This window comes from Paraburkholderia sp. BR10923, from assembly GCF_040948765.1.
In the GTDB taxonomy this organism is placed as follows: Bacteria; Pseudomonadota; Gammaproteobacteria; order Burkholderiales; family Burkholderiaceae; genus Paraburkholderia; species Paraburkholderia youngii.
Genome location: NZ_JBFPKO010000006.1, coordinates 49160 through 67094 on the forward strand (window position 1 = coordinate 49160; position 17935 = coordinate 67094).

At 61.2% G+C, this 17935-nt stretch carries 14 protein-coding genes; 13 read left to right on the forward strand and 1 reads right to left on the reverse strand.

Going from position 1 to position 17935, the window contains the following annotated elements; translation table 11 throughout:
* The first annotated feature begins 15 nt into the window (after positions 1 to 15).
* The 10 genes from AB3X94_RS12970 (at position 16) to AB3X94_RS13015 (ending at position 11151) form a co-directional block, all read left to right on the forward strand.
* A complete protein-coding gene (locus tag AB3X94_RS12970; RefSeq protein ID WP_368611738.1) occupies positions 16 to 870 on the forward strand; it encodes an SDR family oxidoreductase in 855 nt (284 codons plus the stop codon).
* A gap of 3 nt (positions 871 to 873) precedes the next feature.
* Positions 874 to 2016, forward strand: a complete 1143-nt coding sequence (locus AB3X94_RS12975) for a CaiB/BaiF CoA transferase family protein (protein WP_368611739.1) — start codon at positions 874 to 876, stop codon at positions 2014 to 2016.
* 42 nt (positions 2017 to 2058) lie between these two features.
* On the forward strand, positions 2059 to 3258 hold the full coding sequence (locus AB3X94_RS12980) for an acyl-CoA dehydrogenase family protein (protein ID WP_176111374.1): 1200 nt from the start codon (positions 2059 to 2061) through the stop codon (positions 3256 to 3258).
* A gap of 31 nt (positions 3259 to 3289) precedes the next feature.
* Positions 3290 to 4444 carry an acyl-CoA dehydrogenase family protein gene (locus AB3X94_RS12985; protein WP_368611740.1) on the forward strand — a complete coding sequence of 385 codons (1155 nt, stop codon included), beginning with the start codon at positions 3290 to 3292 and terminating at the stop codon, positions 4442 to 4444.
* A gap of 34 nt (positions 4445 to 4478) precedes the next feature.
* Complete coding sequence (locus AB3X94_RS12990; RefSeq protein ID WP_176111372.1) at positions 4479 to 5645, forward strand: acyl-CoA dehydrogenase family protein; 1167 nt, start codon at positions 4479 to 4481, stop codon at positions 5643 to 5645.
* Positions 5646 to 5661: 16 nt separating this feature from the next.
* Positions 5662 to 6468: an enoyl-CoA hydratase gene (locus AB3X94_RS12995; protein ID WP_176111371.1), complete on the forward strand. Its 807-nt coding sequence runs from the start codon at positions 5662 to 5664 to the stop codon at positions 6466 to 6468.
* A gap of 22 nt (positions 6469 to 6490) precedes the next feature.
* The gene (locus AB3X94_RS13000) at positions 6491 to 7360 is read left to right on the forward strand and encodes a MaoC/PaaZ C-terminal domain-containing protein (protein ID WP_176111370.1); all 870 of its coding nucleotides are present in this window, start codon (positions 6491 to 6493) and stop codon (positions 7358 to 7360) included.
* Between the two features lie 138 nt (positions 7361 to 7498).
* A complete protein-coding gene (locus tag AB3X94_RS13005) occupies positions 7499 to 8707 on the forward strand; it encodes an acyl-CoA dehydrogenase family protein (RefSeq protein ID WP_368611741.1) in 1209 nt (402 codons plus the stop codon).
* Between the two features lie 39 nt (positions 8708 to 8746).
* Positions 8747 to 9850: an acyl-CoA dehydrogenase family protein gene (locus AB3X94_RS13010; protein ID WP_368611904.1), complete on the forward strand. Its 1104-nt coding sequence runs from the start codon at positions 8747 to 8749 to the stop codon at positions 9848 to 9850.
* Between the two features lie 71 nt (positions 9851 to 9921).
* Complete coding sequence (locus AB3X94_RS13015) at positions 9922 to 11151, forward strand: cytochrome P450 (protein WP_176111367.1); 1230 nt, start codon at positions 9922 to 9924, stop codon at positions 11149 to 11151.
* A 99-nt stretch (positions 11152 to 11250) separates the two neighbouring features.
* Here AB3X94_RS13015 and AB3X94_RS13020 read toward each other — a convergent pair whose 3' ends face one another.
* Positions 11251 to 11910, reverse strand: coding sequence for a TetR/AcrR family transcriptional regulator (locus AB3X94_RS13020; protein ID WP_176111366.1), 660 nt, complete (start codon positions 11908 to 11910; stop codon positions 11251 to 11253).
* 1338 nt (positions 11911 to 13248) lie between these two features.
* Here AB3X94_RS13020 and AB3X94_RS13025 point away from each other — a divergent pair.
* The 3 genes from AB3X94_RS13025 to AB3X94_RS13035 all read left to right on the forward strand — a co-directional run bounded on the left by AB3X94_RS13025 (position 13249) and on the right by AB3X94_RS13035 (position 17817).
* Positions 13249 to 14946: a DUF1302 domain-containing protein gene (locus tag AB3X94_RS13025; RefSeq protein ID WP_246392297.1), complete on the forward strand. Its 1698-nt coding sequence runs from the start codon at positions 13249 to 13251 to the stop codon at positions 14944 to 14946.
* 14 nt (positions 14947 to 14960) lie between these two features.
* Positions 14961 to 16310 carry a DUF1329 domain-containing protein gene (locus AB3X94_RS13030; RefSeq protein ID WP_312883684.1) on the forward strand — a complete coding sequence of 450 codons (1350 nt, stop codon included), beginning with the start codon at positions 14961 to 14963 and terminating at the stop codon, positions 16308 to 16310.
* Between the two features lie 157 nt (positions 16311 to 16467).
* A complete protein-coding gene (locus AB3X94_RS13035) occupies positions 16468 to 17817 on the forward strand; it encodes a DUF1329 domain-containing protein (RefSeq protein ID WP_368611742.1) in 1350 nt (449 codons plus the stop codon).
* Positions 17818 to 17935: the final 118 nt, after the last annotated feature.

A 17935-nucleotide genomic window follows, 5' to 3' on the forward strand; every position in this document is an offset into this window, starting at 1 on the left:
GGAAGTTCAACGCATATGTTTACGCCCGACCTGCTGAAGAACAAACGAATTCTCATCACCGGAGGCGGCACTGGCCTTGGCAAGAGTATCGGCCGACGCTACCTCGAACTGGGCGCCGAACTCGTCATCTGTGGTCGCCGCAAGGAAGTGCTGGACGCGACGGCCGACGAGTTTCGCGGCGTGGTGCCGGGCGCCCGTGTCACGACGGTGCAGGCGGACGTGCGCAGCGCGGAGTCCGTCGAGTCGATGATGGACACGATCTGGCGGGACGGTCCGCTCGACGTTTTGCTGAACAACGCGGCGGCCAACTTCATCGCGCGCACGGAAAGCCTGTCGGCGCGGGCAGTGGATGCGGTGCTCGACATCGTGCTGCACGGCAGCTTCTATTGCACGATCGCGGCGGGCAAGCGCTGGATCGACGCGAGTCACCCGGGCAACGTGATCAGCACGGTATCGACGCCCACGATGACGGGCTCGGCCTTTACCGTGCCGTCCGCCGCGGCGAAGGCGGGTGTTCTGGCGATGACCCGCAGCCTCGCGGTCGAGTGGGGCCCGAAGGGAATTCGTCTGAACGCGGTGGCGCCCGGACTTTTCCCGACGCCGGGCGCATGGGAGCAGTTGTACCCGCCGGGCTCGCAGGTCGAGCCGCAGGAGCGCTCGGTGCCGCTGCGGCGCTTCGGCGATCACACCGAACTTGCCGATCTCTACGCTTATCTGGCGTCGGATGGGTCCGGCTACATCACCGGCGACATGATCGTGATCGACGGCGGCCGCTGGATGCAGGGTGTGGGCGGTCCGACCTTCCGCGCCATGCAGGACTGGACCGACGAGCAATGGGACGCGATGCGCGCCCACGCTCGCAAGGGGTGAACGATGGGGCCGCTTGCAGGAGTTCGAATCGTCGAGCTGGCGGGCATCGGGCCGGGGCCCATGGCGGCGATGCTGCTCGCCGATCTCGGCGCGACGGTGTTGCGCATCGAGCGTCGCCAGCCGGTCAAGCTCGGTATCGAGCGTCCGCTGCGCTACAACCTGTTGCTGCGCAACCGGAAGACGATTGCGCTAGACCTGAAGGACCCGCAGGCCGTCGAGCTCGTGCTCGGTCTGGTGGAGCGCGCCGACGCACTGATAGAAGGTTTCCGGCCGGGCGTGACCGAACGACTCGGGCTGGGCCCGCAGGTCTGCCTCGAACGTAATCCGAAGCTCGCTTACGGACGCATCACCGGGTGGGGCCAGGAAGGTCCGCTCGCGCGGTACGCCGGGCACGACCTGAACTACATCGCGATCACCGGCGTACTCAACGCAATTGGCCGCTGCGACCAGCCACCGTCGATACCGCTGAATCTGATCGGCGACTATGCGGGCGGGTCGCTGTACCTGGCAATGGGACTGCTCTCGGCGATTCTGCATGCGCGTAACGGCGGCGCCGGGCAGGTCGTGGATGCCGCAATCGTCGATGGCACCGCCAATCTCGCCACCACGTTCTTCGGCATGCAGGCCGCCGGCATCTGGCGTGACGGCCGCGGGACGAATGTCACCGACTCGGGATCGCACTTCTACGACGTGTATGAATGCGCGGATGGTAAGTGGATCGCGGTCGGCCCTATCGAGGACAAGTTCTATGTCGAACTGCTTCGCCTGCTCGACATCGATCCGCAAACGCTGGGAACGCAGCTCGACGCCAGCAACTGGCCCGCGGCACGCGCGCTGTTCGCGCTCAAGTTCAAGAGCCGCACGCGCGAGCAGTGGTCGACTCTGCTCGAGCATACGGACGCGTGCTTTGCTCCCGTGCTGTCGTGGACCGAGGCACCCGAGCATGCGCATCTGAAGGCGCGCGGCACGTTCATCGAAGTCGACGGCATCGTGCAGCCCGCGCCGGCGCCACGCTTTTCCGCCACCGTGCCCGCGAAGCCGACGCCGCCCGAGGCCCCCGACGCGTCCACGGTCGAGGCCGCGCTGGCCGCATGGCTCGATCCGGGCCGCATCGGCGAGCTGAAAGAAGCGGGAACGCTGGCCTGATCCGCACCGTCAGGCGACCCATCAAGACGAAACGAGACACTCATGGATCTGCGATATACCGACAAAGAGCTGGCGTTCCGCAATGAGGTGAGAGCCTTCTTCAAGGAGGCGCTACCCGCCGACATTCGACGCAAGGCGACCTTGGGGCAGCGTTATTCGGCGGCCGACCTGCGCCGCTGGCAGCGCATTCTGTACGAGCGCGGCTGGGCGACTCCCGCGTGGGACAAGGCGTGGGGCGGGACGGGCTGGAGCGCGGTGCAGCAGTACATCTTCAAGGAAGAGCTGCACATGGCGCCGGCGCCCGAGACGCTGTCGTTCAACGTGAACATGATCGGTCCGGTTTTGATCGCGTTCGGCAGCGAAGAGCAGAAGCGCCATTTCCTTCCTCGCATCGCGAGCCTCGAATACTGGTTCTGCCAGGGGTTTTCCGAGCCCGGCGCCGGTTCGGACCTGGCCGCGCTGCGAACCCAGGCGGTCCGCGACGGCGACCACTACGTAATCAACGGGCAGAAGCTGTGGACTTCGACCGCGCATCACGCCGACTGGATGTTCTGTCTCGTGCGCACCGATTTGAGCGGCAAGAAGCAGCAGGGCATCACGTATCTGCTGATCGACATGAAGACACCTGGCCTGACCGTGCGCCCGATCATCACGATCGACGGCCATCATGAAACCAACGAGGTGTTCTTCGACAACGTGCGCGTGCCGGTTGCGAACCGGATCGGCGAGGAAAACAAGGGCTGGGATTACGCGAAATATCTGCTTGGCAACGAGCGCAGCGGCATCGCGCGCGTGGGCGTTTCGAAGATGCGCGTGCGTCATGCGAAGGATCTTGCGAAGCGCGTGCCCTGCGGCGACGGCGTGCTGTGGGACGACCCGCGTTTTCGCGAACGTGTCGCGGCCGTCGAGGTGGAGCTGAAGGCCCTGGAAATGACGCAGATGCGCGTGATCGCCGAAAGCAGCGCGCAGGACAGCCACGTGCCCGACCCGAAGACTTCGATTCTGAAGATCAAGGGTTCGGAACTGCAGCAACTCGCGGCTGAATTGCTCCTCGAGGTCGCAGGGCCGGACGCCTTACCGCTCGATCTCGACTTCCTGCGCGGGCTTGGCGATCCGGTTCGGGAACCCGAATGGGGGCTCACGATCGCGCCGAATCACTACTTCGCGCGCCACGTCTCGATCGTGGGCGGCTCCAACGAGATTCAGAAGAACATTCTCGCCAAGTCCGTACTCGGACTTTGAGCGACCGGCGAACTGCGGAGAAGCATCAGATATGGACTTTGATTTCACCGATGAGCAACGCATGCTCAAGGACAGCGTCGAGCGGCTCGTCAAGGACGAGTACGGCTTCGAGCAGCGCGCGAAGTATCTCGCTGAGCCTGACGGTTTCAGCCGGGAGCTCTGGGCGCGTTACGCCGACATGGGTCTGCTGGGCCTTTCGTTCGACGAGGAATACGGCGGCAGTAACTGCGGCCCGGTCGAAACGATGATCGTGATGGAGGCGTTGGGCCGTGGGCTCGCAGTCGAACCGTATCTTGCGACGGTCGTGCTGGGCGGCGGCTTCGTGCGCCTCGGCGGCAACGCGGCGCAACGTGCGGCGATTCTGCCGCAGATTGCGCAGGGTGAGCTGCAGATGGCGTTCGCCCACAGCGAGGCGCAGTCGCGCTACGACCTTGCGGACGTTGCGACCACCGCACGGCGCGACGCCGACGGCTGGGTGCTCGACGGCGCCAAGCGCGTGGTGCTGCACGGCGGCAGCGCCGATCTTCTGGTGGTGTCGGCGCGCGTGTCGGGCGGCAGACGCGCGCGCGACGGCATCGGTCTGTTCGTGGTCAGGGGCGACGCGGCGGGCGTGACGCGCCACTCGTATCCGACGCAAGACCGGTTGCGTGCGGCAGACATCGAATTTTCCGGCGTGCGCGTTGTGGAGAGCGACGTGGTGGGCGTGGCGGGCGCCGCGTTGCCGCTGATCGAAACGGTCGTTGCGCACGCCATCGCGGCGGTGAGCGCGGAAGCCGTGGGCGCAATGGCCGCCGCGCACGAAGAAACGGTCGAGTATCTGAAGGTCCGCAAGCAGTTTGGCGTGCCTATCGGATCGTTTCAGGCGCTCCAGCATCGCGCGGTCGACATGCTCGTCATGGTGGAGCAGGCGCGCAGCATGGCGCTGTTCGCGACCATGATGAGCGAGGAGCCGGATGCGGCCGAACGCGATCGCAGTATGTCCGCGGCGAAAGTGCAGATCGGACGCTCGGGCCGTTTCGTCGGTCAGCAAGGCGTGCAACTTCACGGCGGCATCGGGATGACCGAAGAGTGCAAGATCGGCCACTACCTGAGACGCCTGAGCGTGATCGATATCCAGTTCGGTTCGACCGAACATCATCTGACCCAGCTCGCCAATGCCGGCGGGCTGATCGATGCAGCAGCGTGAGCCGCGCGTCCAGCCAAGCAAACGGAATCCATTCATGAGCCGAATTTCCAAACCCGATCAATATCAGGAACTGCGCGACGCGTTGCGTGACCTCTCGAAGGAGTACCCGGACGAGTACTGGCGCCGTATCGATCATGAGCGCGTCTATCCGGAGGCCTTCGTCGACGCACTGACGAAGGCCGGCTGGATGGCTGCGCTGATTCCCCAGGAGTATGGCGGTTCCGGCCTCGGGTTGACCGAGGCGTCCGTGATCATGGAGGAGATCAACCGCAACGGCGGCAACTCCGGGTTCTGCCACGGCCAGATGTACAACATGAATACGCTGCTGCGTAATGGCTCGGAAGCGCAAAAGCGCAAATACCTGCCGAAGATCGCGAGCGGAGAGTTGCGTCTGCAATCGATGGCCGTGACCGAGCCGACCACCGGAACGGACACGACAAAGCTGAAGACCAATGCTGTAAAAAAAGACGGCCGCTACGTGGTGAACGGCCAGAAGGTGTGGATATCACGCGTGCAGCACTCGGACATGATGATCCTGCTCGCGCGCACCACGCCGCTGTCGGACGTGAAGAAGAAGTCGGATGGGCTGTCGTGCTTCCTCGTGGACCTGCATCAGGCGATCGGCAATGGCCTGACCGTGCGACCGATTCCGAACATGGTCAACCACGAGACGAACGAACTGTTCTTCGATAATCTGGAAATCTCTGAAGAGAACCTGATCGGCGAGGAAGGCAAAGGTTTCAAGTACATCCTCGACGGACTCAACGCCGAGCGCGCATTGATCGCCGCCGAGTGTATCGGCGACGGCTACTGGTTCGTCGATCGCGCATCGAAGTACGCGAGCGAGCGCATCGTGTTCGACCGGCCGATCGGCATGAATCAGGGTATTCAGTTTCCGATTGCCGAGTCATACATCGACGTGCGCGCGGCCGACCTCATGCGCTACAAGGCCTGCGAGCTGTTCGACAATCATCAGCCGTGCGGCGCGGAAGCGAACATGGCGAAGCATCTCGCGGCCACGGCTTCGTGGAAGGCCGCCAATGCCTGTCTGCAGACCCATGGCGGTTTCGGGTTCGCCTGCGAATACGACGTCGAACGCAAGTTCCGCGAAACGCGTCTCTATCAGGTCGCGCCGATTTCGACGAACCTGATTCTGTCCTACGTCGCCGAGCACGTGCTCGACCTGCCGCGTTCATTCTGAGCTTTGGAGGGATCTCATGCGCTTCGAGACCATTCTGTACGACGTCAAGGACCGTATCGCAACCATTACGCTGAACCGTCCTGAACACATGAACACCTGGAACGACCAGGTGGCGACCGAGGTGTACGAGGCGATGCAGGCGGCGGGCGCGGATCATGGCGTGCGCGTCATCGTTTTCACCGGTGCCGGCAAGGCGTTTTGCGCGGGCGGTGATATTCACAGCTTTGGCGGCGACCCGGCCGCGCTGATGACGAAGCTGCCGCGCCCGTTCGACATGCGCAAGCGCGCCGACTGGCAGACGCGCTGCTCGTACTATCCGGCCATCCCGAAACCGGTGATAGCGATGCTCAACGGTGCGACGGTCGGCATTGGCCTGATCCACGCGCTCTTTTGCGACATCCGCTTTGCGTCGGAAGACGCCACCATCACGACGGCATTCGCGCGCCGGGGCCTGACCGCGGAGTACGGCATGGCCTGGATACTCGCGCGCCACGTCGGCCAGGCGCACGCGCTCGACCTGCTGATGTCGGGACGCAAGATCAAGGGGCGTGAAGCCGAACGGATGGGACTCGTGAATCGGGCAATCCCAGCCGACAAGCTCGTCGAGGAGACCTATGCCTACGCGCGCGAAATGGCCGAGTACTGCTCGCCGCGCTCGATGCGCATCATGAAGGAGCAGGTCTGGGAGGTGCCGTTCCAGACGCCCCACGAGGCGGTGATGTACGCCGGACTGGACATGCCGATCGCCAACCAGTGCGATGACTACAAGGAAGGCATGGCGAGCTTCCTCGAAAAGCGCAAGCCCAACTTCACGGACCACTGAGCATACATAGGACTATCACCTCATGCTGAACTACGAAGTCGTCAAGAACTGGCCGATCGAGGATGTTACGCAGACGTACAGCGAGCGCGACGTGATGCTGTATTCGCTGGGTCTCGGGCTGGGCGGAGACCCGCTCGACACCGAACAGCTGCGCTACGTGTACGAAAAGGACCTGCAAGCGATGCCGACCTGCGCGGCCGCGTTCGCGTGGCCGAAATCGTGGATGCGCGACCCGCGCACCGGCATCGACTACCTGAAGCTCGTGCATGGTGAGCAGGACGTGCGTTTCGTGCGCCCGATGCCGGTGGCGGCGACCATCGTCAGCAAGACGCGGGTGAGCCGCATCTCGGACAAAGGCGCGGGCAAAGGCGCGATCGTCGAACTCAAGCGCGACATCATCGACGCCTCGACGGGCGAACAGCTTGCCGAAGTCCGGCAGGTGTCCTTTCTGCGTGGCGACGGCGGGTTCAGCGCCGAGTCGGGCGCGAGCGACGCGCCGCCCGAAGCGCTTCCGGCGGTGCCGGAGCGTGCGCCCGATGCGGAATATGTGTTCCCGACCGGTGCCCATGCTGCGTTGATCTACCGCCTTTCGGGCGATGCGAACCCGCTGCACGCGGACCCGGAGGTAGCGTCGAAGGCCGGCTTCAGCCGTCCCATTCTTCACGGCCTCGCGACCTACGGTATGGCGGGTTACGCGGCGATTCGCAGGTTCGCGGGCAACGACGCATCGCGCTTGAAGCGACTGGCGTTGCGCCTGACTTCGCCGGTATATCCCGGCGAAGAAGTGCGCTTCCAGTTCTGGCGGGACAGTGACACACGCCTGCATTTGCGGGCGCGCGTCGACGCACGCGACGTGGTGGTGCTGAACAACGGCATCGTGGAAATTGCCTGAAACCGCGCCCGGCAACGCCGACGTGCTTTGCCGGGCAGCGACTGGAGCCTGAAATGAAACGACCCCCATGCTCACTGTTGTTCGGGGCCCCCCGGGAGGGCTTCAGCCTCCCTTGGGGCGGCCCGGCGGGAGGCTGAAATGAACCTGAAAGAGAGTCCCGCCGACAAGGAATTTCGCGCCACGGTGCGCGAATTCGTAGCGACGCATTTGCCCGACGACATTCGTGAACGGGTGCTGAACTTCCGCCATGTGCCGCGCGAAGACTATGTGCGCTGGCAACGCATTCTGGCCGGGAACGGATGGGGCGCACCTGCATGGCCCGCGCAATTCGGCGGCGCCGCCTGGAATGCCGCGCAGCGCAACATTTTCGACGAGGAATGCTTTACCGCCGGCGCGCCGCGCCAGATGCCGTTTGGCCTTTCGATGGTCGGACCTGTGATCCAGAAGTTCGGCACCGACGCGCAGCGCGAAAGGTTTCTGCCGCGCATCGTTTCGATGGAGGACTGGTGGTGTCAGGGTTACTCCGAGCCGGGGGCGGGTTCCGATCTGGCGTCACTCAAGACGCGTGCGGACCGCGTCGAGCGCGACGGTCAGTCGTTCTACGTGGTCAACGGCCAAAAGATCTGGACTTCGTTTGCCCAGTGGGCGAACTGGATTTTCTGCCTGGTTCGCACGGATGGCAGCGGCCGTCCGCAGGAAGGCATCTCGTTCCTGCTGATCGATATGTCGACGCCCGGCATCACGGTCAGACCGATCCGCACGCTCGACGGCGGCCACGACGTCAACGAAGTGTTTTTCGATAACGTGGAAGTGCCGGTGAGCAATCTCGTCGGTGAAGAGCATCGCGGCTGGTCGATCGCGAAGTACCTGCTCGGCCACGAGCGGACCAACATCGCGGGGCTTGGCAACTGCAAGCGTTTCATGCGACGTCTGAAGGAGATCGCCAGCACCGAGCGTAAGCACGGCAAGCCGCTCATCGAGGACGTCCGCTTTCGCGATCGCATCGCCAGGGTGGAAATCGATCTGATCGCGCACGAATGGTCGCTGCTGCGCGTCGTCTCGGCCGAAACAGCGGGACGTCCGATCGGACCGGAGGCTTCGGTGCTGAAAATCCGCGGTTCGGAGATTCAGCAGGAGCTTACGGAGCTGATCATGGAGTGCGCAGGTCCCTATGCGGTGCCTTTTGTAAGCGAGGCGCTGGAGGCGGACTGGCAGGGCGAGACCGCGAACGGCGAGTTGCTCAACGCGCTGGCCGCGCACTACCTGGACTGGCGCAAGATTTCGATCTACGGCGGTTCGACTGAAGTGCAGAGAAACATCATCGCCAAGCAGGCGCTCGGCATCTGAGGACACGCCATGGACTTCACGCTGGTTGAAGAGGAACAGATGCTGGCCGACGTGGTCGGCCGTTTCGTCGAAAAGGAATACGACTTCGAGGCGCGACGCCGTCTCGCCGCTACGCCCGAGGGCTGGTCGGCTGCGCACTGGACTACGCTGGCCGAAATGGGCGTGCTGGCACTGAACGTGCCCCAGGATCACGGCGGCCTTGGCACGGGGCCGGTCGAGACCATGCTCGTGATGGAAGCCTTCGGCCGTGGACTCGTATTGGAGCCGTTTGTTTCGACCGCGGTGCTCGGCGCGAAGCTGATCGGGCGCGCAGGACACGAGGCGCGCAAGGCCGAGTTGCTGACCGGCATCGCCGACGGCAGCCTGAAGACCGCGCTGGCGACGCTCGAACCCGGTGCGCGTTTCGATTTGTGGAATGTTGCGACGAGGGCCGAGACCACGCGTGACGGGTTCGTCCTGAACGGACGGAAGGGCGTCGTATTGCACGGCGACAGTGCGGACATTCTGCTGGTTTCGGCGCGTACCGCGGGCGAGCAGACCGATCAGCACGGCATCACACTCTTCGCCGTCGATGCGCGAACCCAAGGCGTCCGCGTCAGAGGATTTCCCGCACTCGATGGCCAGCGAGTCGCCGAGGTGGTGCTGGAGGACGTGCGCGTCGATGCAAAGGCTGTCATCGGCGCGGTCGATCAGGGCTACCCACTGCTCGAGTGGGCGGTCGATCAAGGCATTTTTGCGCTGTGCGCGGAAGCGGTCGGCGCGATGTCGCGGTTGAGCGAACTGACCTTTGAATACCTGCGCACGCGAAAGCAGTTCGGTTCGCCGATTGGTAAATTCCAGGCGCTGCAGCATCGCGCCGCCGATATTTTGACCGCGGTAGAGCAGGCGAAATCGATCGTCTACTTTGCCGCCGCCAAGCTCGGCGAGGACGACGACCGCGAAGCCCATCGTGCAGTCACAGCCGCCAAGGCGCTGATCGGCCGTAGTGCGCGCTTCGTGGCACAGCAAGCGGTGCAACTGCACGGCGGGATGGGCATGACCGACGAACTGGCGGTGGGGTGGTACGTGAAACGGCTCACCTGCATCGATATGACCTGGGGAAACACCGAACACCATCTCGAACTGTACGGAGCGTTCCTGTAATCGCAGTTTGCCCGACGACCCAGAATGGTCCCGACCGCCGATACCGGTCGATTCGAAAAAGGAGACAACAGATGTCAGTAGCTGCTCATGGCGCGGCTCCGGAGCTCGCGCCAATTCCCGCGCACGTATTGCCCGAACGTGTGTTCGACATCGATATCTACAATCCGCCGGGTGCCGAGGACGACTATCATCTGTCGCTCAAGCAGTTGCACGCCGAAGGCATTCCCGACATTCTGTGGACACCGCGAAACGGCGGACACTGGATCGCGACGCGCGGCGATGACATCTATCACATCCTCAAGGACTACGAGAATTTCTCGTCGAAACAGCTGACGGTGCCGCTGGTCGAGCATCAACCGTTGCCGCCGATCTTCTTCGATCCTCCGCAGCACACCGCCTATCGCGCGCTGATCGCGCCTGCGTTCATGCCGCAGGCAATCGGCAAGCTCGAGGAGAAGGCGCGCGAAATGGCGATCGAACTGATCGAGGGTTTTTATCCCAAGGGCGAAGTGGAATTCGTATCGGGGTTTGCGCAGCATCTGCCAATCGGCATCTTCATGAACATGGTGGCGCTGCCCGCCGAAGATCGCGAGTACTTGCTCGGCCTCGCCGACAAGATGGTCCGCCCGGTCGATGCCAACGAGAAGCTCAAGGCGCTCGGCGCGATTTTTCAGTACCTGGGGGTGAAGATCGCGGAGCGCCGCGCGAATCCGGGTGACGACCTCATCAGCAAGATCGTCCATTCGAAGATCGACGGGCGTGCGCTCACCGACGATGAAGTGCGCGGGCTTTGCGGCCTCGTGCTGATTGGCGGCCTCGACACGGTTGCCTCGGCAATGGGTTTTATCGCGCGATTCCTCGCCGGCAGCCCGGCCCACCGCAAGCAGCTGATCGACAACCCCGAACTGACGCAGAAGGCCGTGGACGAGCTTCTGCGGCGCTTCCCGGTGGTGAATCAAGGGCGGCGGATCACACACGACTTCGAATACAAAGGCGTGCAGATGAAGGCGGGCGACATGATCGTCATGCCGACCACGCTGCACGGTCTGGACGAGCGAAAGTTCGACGATCCGCTGACGGTGGATTTCACGCGGCCCACGCCGATTCATTCGACGTTCGGCAATGGCGCGCATCGTTGTCCCGGCTCGTTCCTTGCGCGCGTGGAGTTGAAAGTTTTCCTTCAGGAATGGCTGAAGCGGATTCCCGATTTCCAGATCAAGCCTGGCGAGAAGGCGGGTGTCCACGGAGGTGTGAACGGCACGCTGTACCACTTGCCTCTTGTCTGGGACGTGGCCCGTTGAAGATCGGTCGCGATGGCCTGAGCAGGCCATGGTGACCATGTGGGTCTGTGGAAGACTATCTATGGCTCGGTACGCCCGCCATATGGCGCGCCCCTCGTTCTATGGAGATGCCTTGCTCAACGCGCGCCAGACAACCTTCATGGCGTGACGGAACGAGTCGACATCGAGTGTGTTCGTGTCGGCCCGGCGAAGATAGACGACGAGGCCCTGTAGATGTGAAAGGAGCAGGGCACCGCGCAGCGTACATTCTCCCGCCGCCACGGCGGGGTTTGTCTGTGCGATCAGTTCCGCCAGCAGAGCCTGGAAATCCGCAGTGGTTTTCGCCATCAAGGCATGCAAGGCGGGCTCGTGCTCCGCCAGACTCCAGGACTCCAGAACAAAGGCGCTAACGCGCTTGCCGTCGGGCGCCGTCAGTACGGAGAACGCCTCGTCGACGATGACTTCCAGCCGGGCCTCCGGTGGCCGACGTTTGTCTTCTGCGATCGTCCGATAGTGCTCGAAATAGCGACTTGTAAAAGCCTCGATCGTGGCCCGCAGTAGTTCTTCGCGAGTGCTGAAATAGTGCTGCAAAGTTCTCAGTCGGATTCCCGCGTCGCTGGCAATGCGGCGTTGAGTGAACCCAGCGTTACCTTCCGATGCAAAGACCTTGATCGCCGCTTCGATGATGGCGGGCACACGGGTGGTTCTATTTCCTCGCCGTTTGGGTCCGTCTTCCGCCGTGTTGTCGAGGTCTGCCGATGAGATGGTCAGGTCTTTCATCTGTTGTGCTCTCCTTGGCGTCTGCTGCCTGTCGCGCGCGCGTTGTCAGTCCCGGATGCGCAAATCTGCAGACCATTCCCCACCCTGATACGTGCATCGTTCGATCCTGATCGGCCAGCCGCGACTCTTGATCTGATGATAGTCAGCTGACGAATAAATATTCGTCCATCGACTAATTACTTCCAGATGGCGTCTCATCCATTTAATTGCTACGTCACACATCGTACTCCACTGAAGCGTGGTTTTGTCCATACCAGCATTTCCCCTGGTGCCATCTGGGCTTGATAATGGGTCGGCTGACTACTAGTATTTAGTCAAACGACACATTACGGTAGAACCAGATTTTTCTCGCAGTGCCGGAGCCGGAGCGGAGATGTGCAGGTGTCGGGCCGAGCCGGTCAAGGTCGCCAATCTTTGCGTTCGTGGCAGTGATTGCCAGCGGCGCACACGGGGCGGTTGAAGGAGCAGGACATGAAGCTTGGAGAAAGTTCTTTGCGTTCGCTCATCGAAAAGTGGCTCGCGCCAACTGCGACCACACCGGTGCATGTAACCCGATGTACTTTCGCAAATTCGAGTCAGACGAGGTGTGTGCTCGCGCGGTCGTCTGCCTCGGAGAGGTCCCTCGCGATATTCTTCTTTCGGCACGACGACGGAGCTTGGCGAGTGTTCCCACCGCCTCCCCGAAAACCAGAAATGCACTCCTGCCCAGGAGCGGGATAAGGGATTTGTCTTGTCGATTCATGGTCAGGATAAATACATGCACTGCCAAGGAAACTGACCCAATCGCACAAGCGTTTTCGGCTGCTTCCGCGATTCGTCCTCCTTTCGCGTTCGAAGTGAGAGACGAAAGACTACCTCGTCCCTGATCTGTACCGCGTACGGCCTGCAGATCGATTCATGATCCGCTCTCGCGGATTGCCAGGAAGCCACCCATGGTTTGCATCGCCATTCCTCGCAGGCGAGGCGGATGCCTTGTCAATGCAAGTGTCGCCGGCATCTCGATTGCGCGACGCGCTCGGCCACGCATCTGGCACCGATGCGTGCTCCGGTCATGCGCGCATCGCTTCGAATTCGTCACCAATCGCAAACCCACGTTTACCCCGAATTTCGAACGGCGTTCGAAAAAATGCATCACGTAGGGGTGGGCGAGCGTTGACAGTCGAGTTTCGAGCGTTTATCTTTGCGAACAGCATTCGTATTCTGGTGACGTGGTGGGAGGTATCTGAAACGCGATGCTGATGAGGTGGGGGAGGCCGGTTTCGCTTCATTGCTAAGTCTGCGGGAATCCAACGGCCTTGGCCTTTTCTGCGGCAGTTCGACAAAGACAAGAGGAGACGCATGAAACAGAAGAGTCTTAAGCCAAGGGCGATCAGCCTTGGCGTACACGCCGCCTGTATCGCCGCGGCATGCGGGTTGTGGAGCGCGAACGCCAATGCATTTCACTTCGATGTGCCGAACCCGGACATCGACATGCAATGGGACAACACGGTGCGAGCGGACTACGGCATCCGGCTGCAGAACCCGGACCAGTTCTACACCAGCAGTCCGACGTTCGATGAAGGCAATCTGTCGACGCCGAAGTTCAGCACGATCCAGGCGATGCTGAACCTCTACAGCGAGTTCGATTTCAAGTACAAGGAAACGTCCGGCTTCCGCATCAGCATGGACGCGTGGTACGACCCGACGTTCAAGAATCACAATACGAGCAATCCGGCGTTTCTGCCGAACTATCCGAACAACGAGTACACGAGCTACATCAAGAAGTACTATCAGGGGCCGAGCGCCGAACTGCGTGATGCGTTCGTGTTCAACACCTTCGACCTCGGTGGTCACTCTGTAAACGTCAAGCTCGGCCGGACGGCGATTACCTGGGGGCAGTCGGCGTTCGCTACGCTGGGTGGTGCGAACTCGGTGGCGATCGGTCAACAGCCGCTCGACCTGATGAAGCTGACGCAGAGCCCGAGCGCTTCGCTCAAGGAAATCGTGTTGCCGACGGCTCAGGCCGCCGTGACGGCGAACATTACCGACACGATTTCCCTCGGGGCACAGTACACGTTCGAATGGAATCACGACCGGCTGCCTGAAGGCGGCACCTATTTCGGCGGTGCGGATCCGATCCTCTACGGCCCTCCGATCGCGAGCTACGAAACCATTCCGGGGCTGGGCACGTTCGGGATTCCGCGCATCGCGCCGACCAAAGGTCAGATAGGCGACATCGGCCTGAACGGCAAGTGGCGAGTCGATTCGCTCGCAACGACCTATGAATTCACGTATCGCCACTTCGCCATGAAGATGCCATGGGCGGCGGTGCTGCTCCCGGGTGCCGGACCGGAACTCTTCCCTGGCTTCAACCTGCCCGGTGTTACGGCGAAGTACGGCAACAACGTGAACCTGATCGGCGCTGGCTTCAACAGCGCGATCGGCAACGCGGCAGTGGCGGGCGAACTGTCGTATCGTTGGAACATGCCGCTCACAGCCGTCAATACCACGACGGTCAACGACGCGCCGACGGGTCGCACGCTGCACGGTCTGCTGAACGTCACGCAGTCGTTCGGCAAGACGCCCTTGTGGGACAACATGTTCCTTCAGGCTGAATTCGCGTTCAACCAGCTGCTGAGCGTGACACACAACGCGGGCAACTTTGCGAATTCCAGCTATGACACGACCGGCCAATGCTCAGCATCGGGGAACAACCCCTTCAACAACTGCTCGACGCGCTTCTGGGCTGGAATCGGCATTGGTGCGAGCCCGCAGTGGTATCAGGTGTTCCCGGGGGTCGATCTGACGATGCCGCTGTTCGTCAATCTGAATCTGAAGGGCTACTCTTCGGTCATTACGCCAGCGGCCGAAGCACAAGGGCAGAACACGTTCGTGGTCGGGCTTGATTTCACGATTTACAACAAGCACCAGGTGAACGTGACCTACACCTATTACATGAACAAGAAGGGGTACTCTACGACGGGAGCCGCGACTGCACTCGGCGCACCGTATAGCGACAAGTCGTGGATCGGCATCACCTATCAGACAACGTTTTGATGATGGAGGCACCTGTGAAAAGACTCCCAAAGCTTCTTAAGGCGCTGGCGATACTCGCCGCCGTTTGGGCTTCACCCTATACGCTGGCAATCGAGAGCGGGATTACCCCGTTCGGAGCGGAAATTTCCGGCAACAAGGACGGCACGATTCCCGCCTACACGGGCGGCATCAAGGAATTCCCGGCCGGCTTCAAGCCCGACTCCGGGAAATGGGCGGACCCTTTTGCCGGTGAAAAGCCTGTTCTGCAAATCACGGCCCAGAACTATCAGCAATACGCCGACAAGCTGAGCGCCGCTTCGATCGAACTGTTCAAGCGCTATCCGACTTACCGGATGGACATCTACCCGACGCACCGCTCCGTTTCGTATCCGGATTGGTACCTCGAGAACTCGGAGAAGAACGCGCAAAGCGCCAAGCTCGAAAAGAATGGCCTTTATATTTCGGGCGCGTTCGGCGGTAAGCCGTTCCCGGTCCCGAAGAACGGTCAGGAAGCGTTGTGGGACTGGGAATTGCGTTATGTGGGCACGGCCCAGAAAAACAACGTGAAGACGTGGCTCGTCGATTCGAGAGGCACTCCGATTCTTGCTGCACAGTTCAAGAGTTCGCTGCTCTATCCGTATTTCGAGCCTAAGTATGAAGCGGAGTTTCGCAAGAAGGGTCCCCTTGCGATCTGGTATCAGGTCTATAACGACTACGCTGCACCGTCCCGTCTGATCGGCGAGACGTCGCTCTTCTGGTACTTCACGGATTCGGCCGATCACGATCAGCAATCGTGGGCATACAACCCGGGCCAACGCCGCGTGCGCGTGGCGCCCGATCTCGCCTATGACACCCCGAACCCCGGCTATTCCGGCGCGATCACGATGGATGACATCCAGCTGTTCTACGGGAAGATCGACCGCTGGGACGCAAAACTGGTCGGAAAGAAGGAAATGTACATCCCGTACAACGACTACAAGCAGCAGTACGATACGCCTGCAAGCAAGATCCTCACGTCGAATTTCGTGAATCCGGATCATGTGCGCTGGGAACTGCACCGCGTGTGGGTCGTGGACCTGACGCTCAAGCAGGGCGCGCGTCATATCTACAGCAAGAAGACGCTGTATTTCGACGAGGACGGCGGTGGCGGAATGATGGACGCGTATGACCAGTCGGGCAAGCTGTATCGCGGTGGCTTCGAAACCACGGTGCCCGCCTACGACTACAAGGTTCCGTATTCGCTCGGTAACTGGTTCTACGACTTCAACAGCGGCATCTATATTTTTGGCAGCCATCCGGCGGAGTCGCCGGGGATCATGTTCAACGTGAGCTTCCCGAACGACTACTTCACGCCGGAGCGTATGCAATCTGCGGGTGTGCGCTAATTGCGCGCTGAGTCGAGGATAAGGTATTGAGTGAGACGTCCCGCCCGGCTTGCCTGGCGGGACGTCTCACCAGCAGTGGCTGGATCGAGTCGCACGCATCGAAAGTAGTGTGGTTGCTTTTGGTATTGGATCAATCTGGAAAGTGATGGAGACAGTTTTGAAGAAGCACCGGCTGTTGATTAACGCGTTCGCGCTTGCTGCAGCAATTTGCGCCGCGCCGATGTCGAATGCGATCGAAAACGGGATCACGCCTTTCGGGGCCGAAGTCGCCGGGAACAAGGACGGGACGATTCCCGCCTACACAGGCGGTATCACACAGTTTCCGACCGGATTCAAGGCAGATTCTGGCAAGTGGGCAGACCCGTTCCCGGATGAGAAGGCAGTGCTGCAAATCACTAACCAGAACTCTCAGCAGTACGCGGACAAGCTGAGCGCGAGTTCGATCGAGCTGTTCAAGCGTTATCCGACCTATCGGATGGACGTCTATCCGACCCATCGCTCGGTGTCGTATCCGGACTGGTATCTCGAGAATTCGGAAAAGAACGCGCAGAACGCGAAGCTCGAAAAGAATGGCCTGTTCGTTTCCGATGCGTTCGGCGGCAAGCCGTTCCCGGTGCCGAAGAACGGTCAGGAAGCATTGTGGAACTGGGAACTGCGCTACGTGGGTACGGCCCAGCGCAACAACGTGAAGACGTGGCTGGTTGATTCGAGAGGCACGCCGATCCTCGCCGCGCAATTCAAGAGCTCACTGTACTACCCATATTTCGATCTGAAACAGGAAGGCGAATTCAGGAAGAAGGGCGGTCTCGCCATCTGGCAATACATCAACAACGATTTCGTTGCACCGGCGCGAATGATCGGCGACACCACGCTCTACTGGTTCTTCACCGATACGGCCGATCACAACCAGCAATCGTGGGAATACAACCCCGGTCAGCGCCGCGTGCGCGTGGCGCCTGACCTTGCCTACGACACGCCGAACCCTGGCTATTCGGGCGCGATCACGATGGACGACATCCAGTTGTTCTACGGACGCATCGATCGCTGGGACGCGAAGCTCGTCGGCAAGAAGGAGATGTACATCCCGTACAACGACTACCAGCAACAGTATGAAACGCCGGCGAGCAAGATCCTCACGCCGCATTTCGTCAGCCCGGATCATGTGCGCTGGGAATTGCACCGTGTGTGGGTCGTCGACCTGGCGCTCAAGCAGGGCTCGCGTCACGTGTATGGCAAGAAGACGCTCTATTTCGACGAAGACGGTGGCGGCGGAATGATGGATGCCTATGACCAGTCCGGCAAGCTGTATCGAGGTGGCTTCGAGACCACGGCGCCTGCATACGACTACAAGGTGCCGTATTCGCTGGGCAACTGGTTCTACGACTTCAACAGCGGCATCTATATTTTCGGCAGCCATCCGGCGGAGTCGCCTGGGATCATGTTCAACGCGAGCTTCACGAAGGACTTCTTTACACCTGAGCATATGCAGTCGACCGGCGTGCGATAGCCGATACAGGTGCAAGGAAAGGCGCAGTACGTGCGCCATGCCGGGTATCGCATGGCGCACAGAGAAGTTTTAAAAAAATCCAGGACTGTTCGCGTGACCGATCGCCAGTTACTGTGAA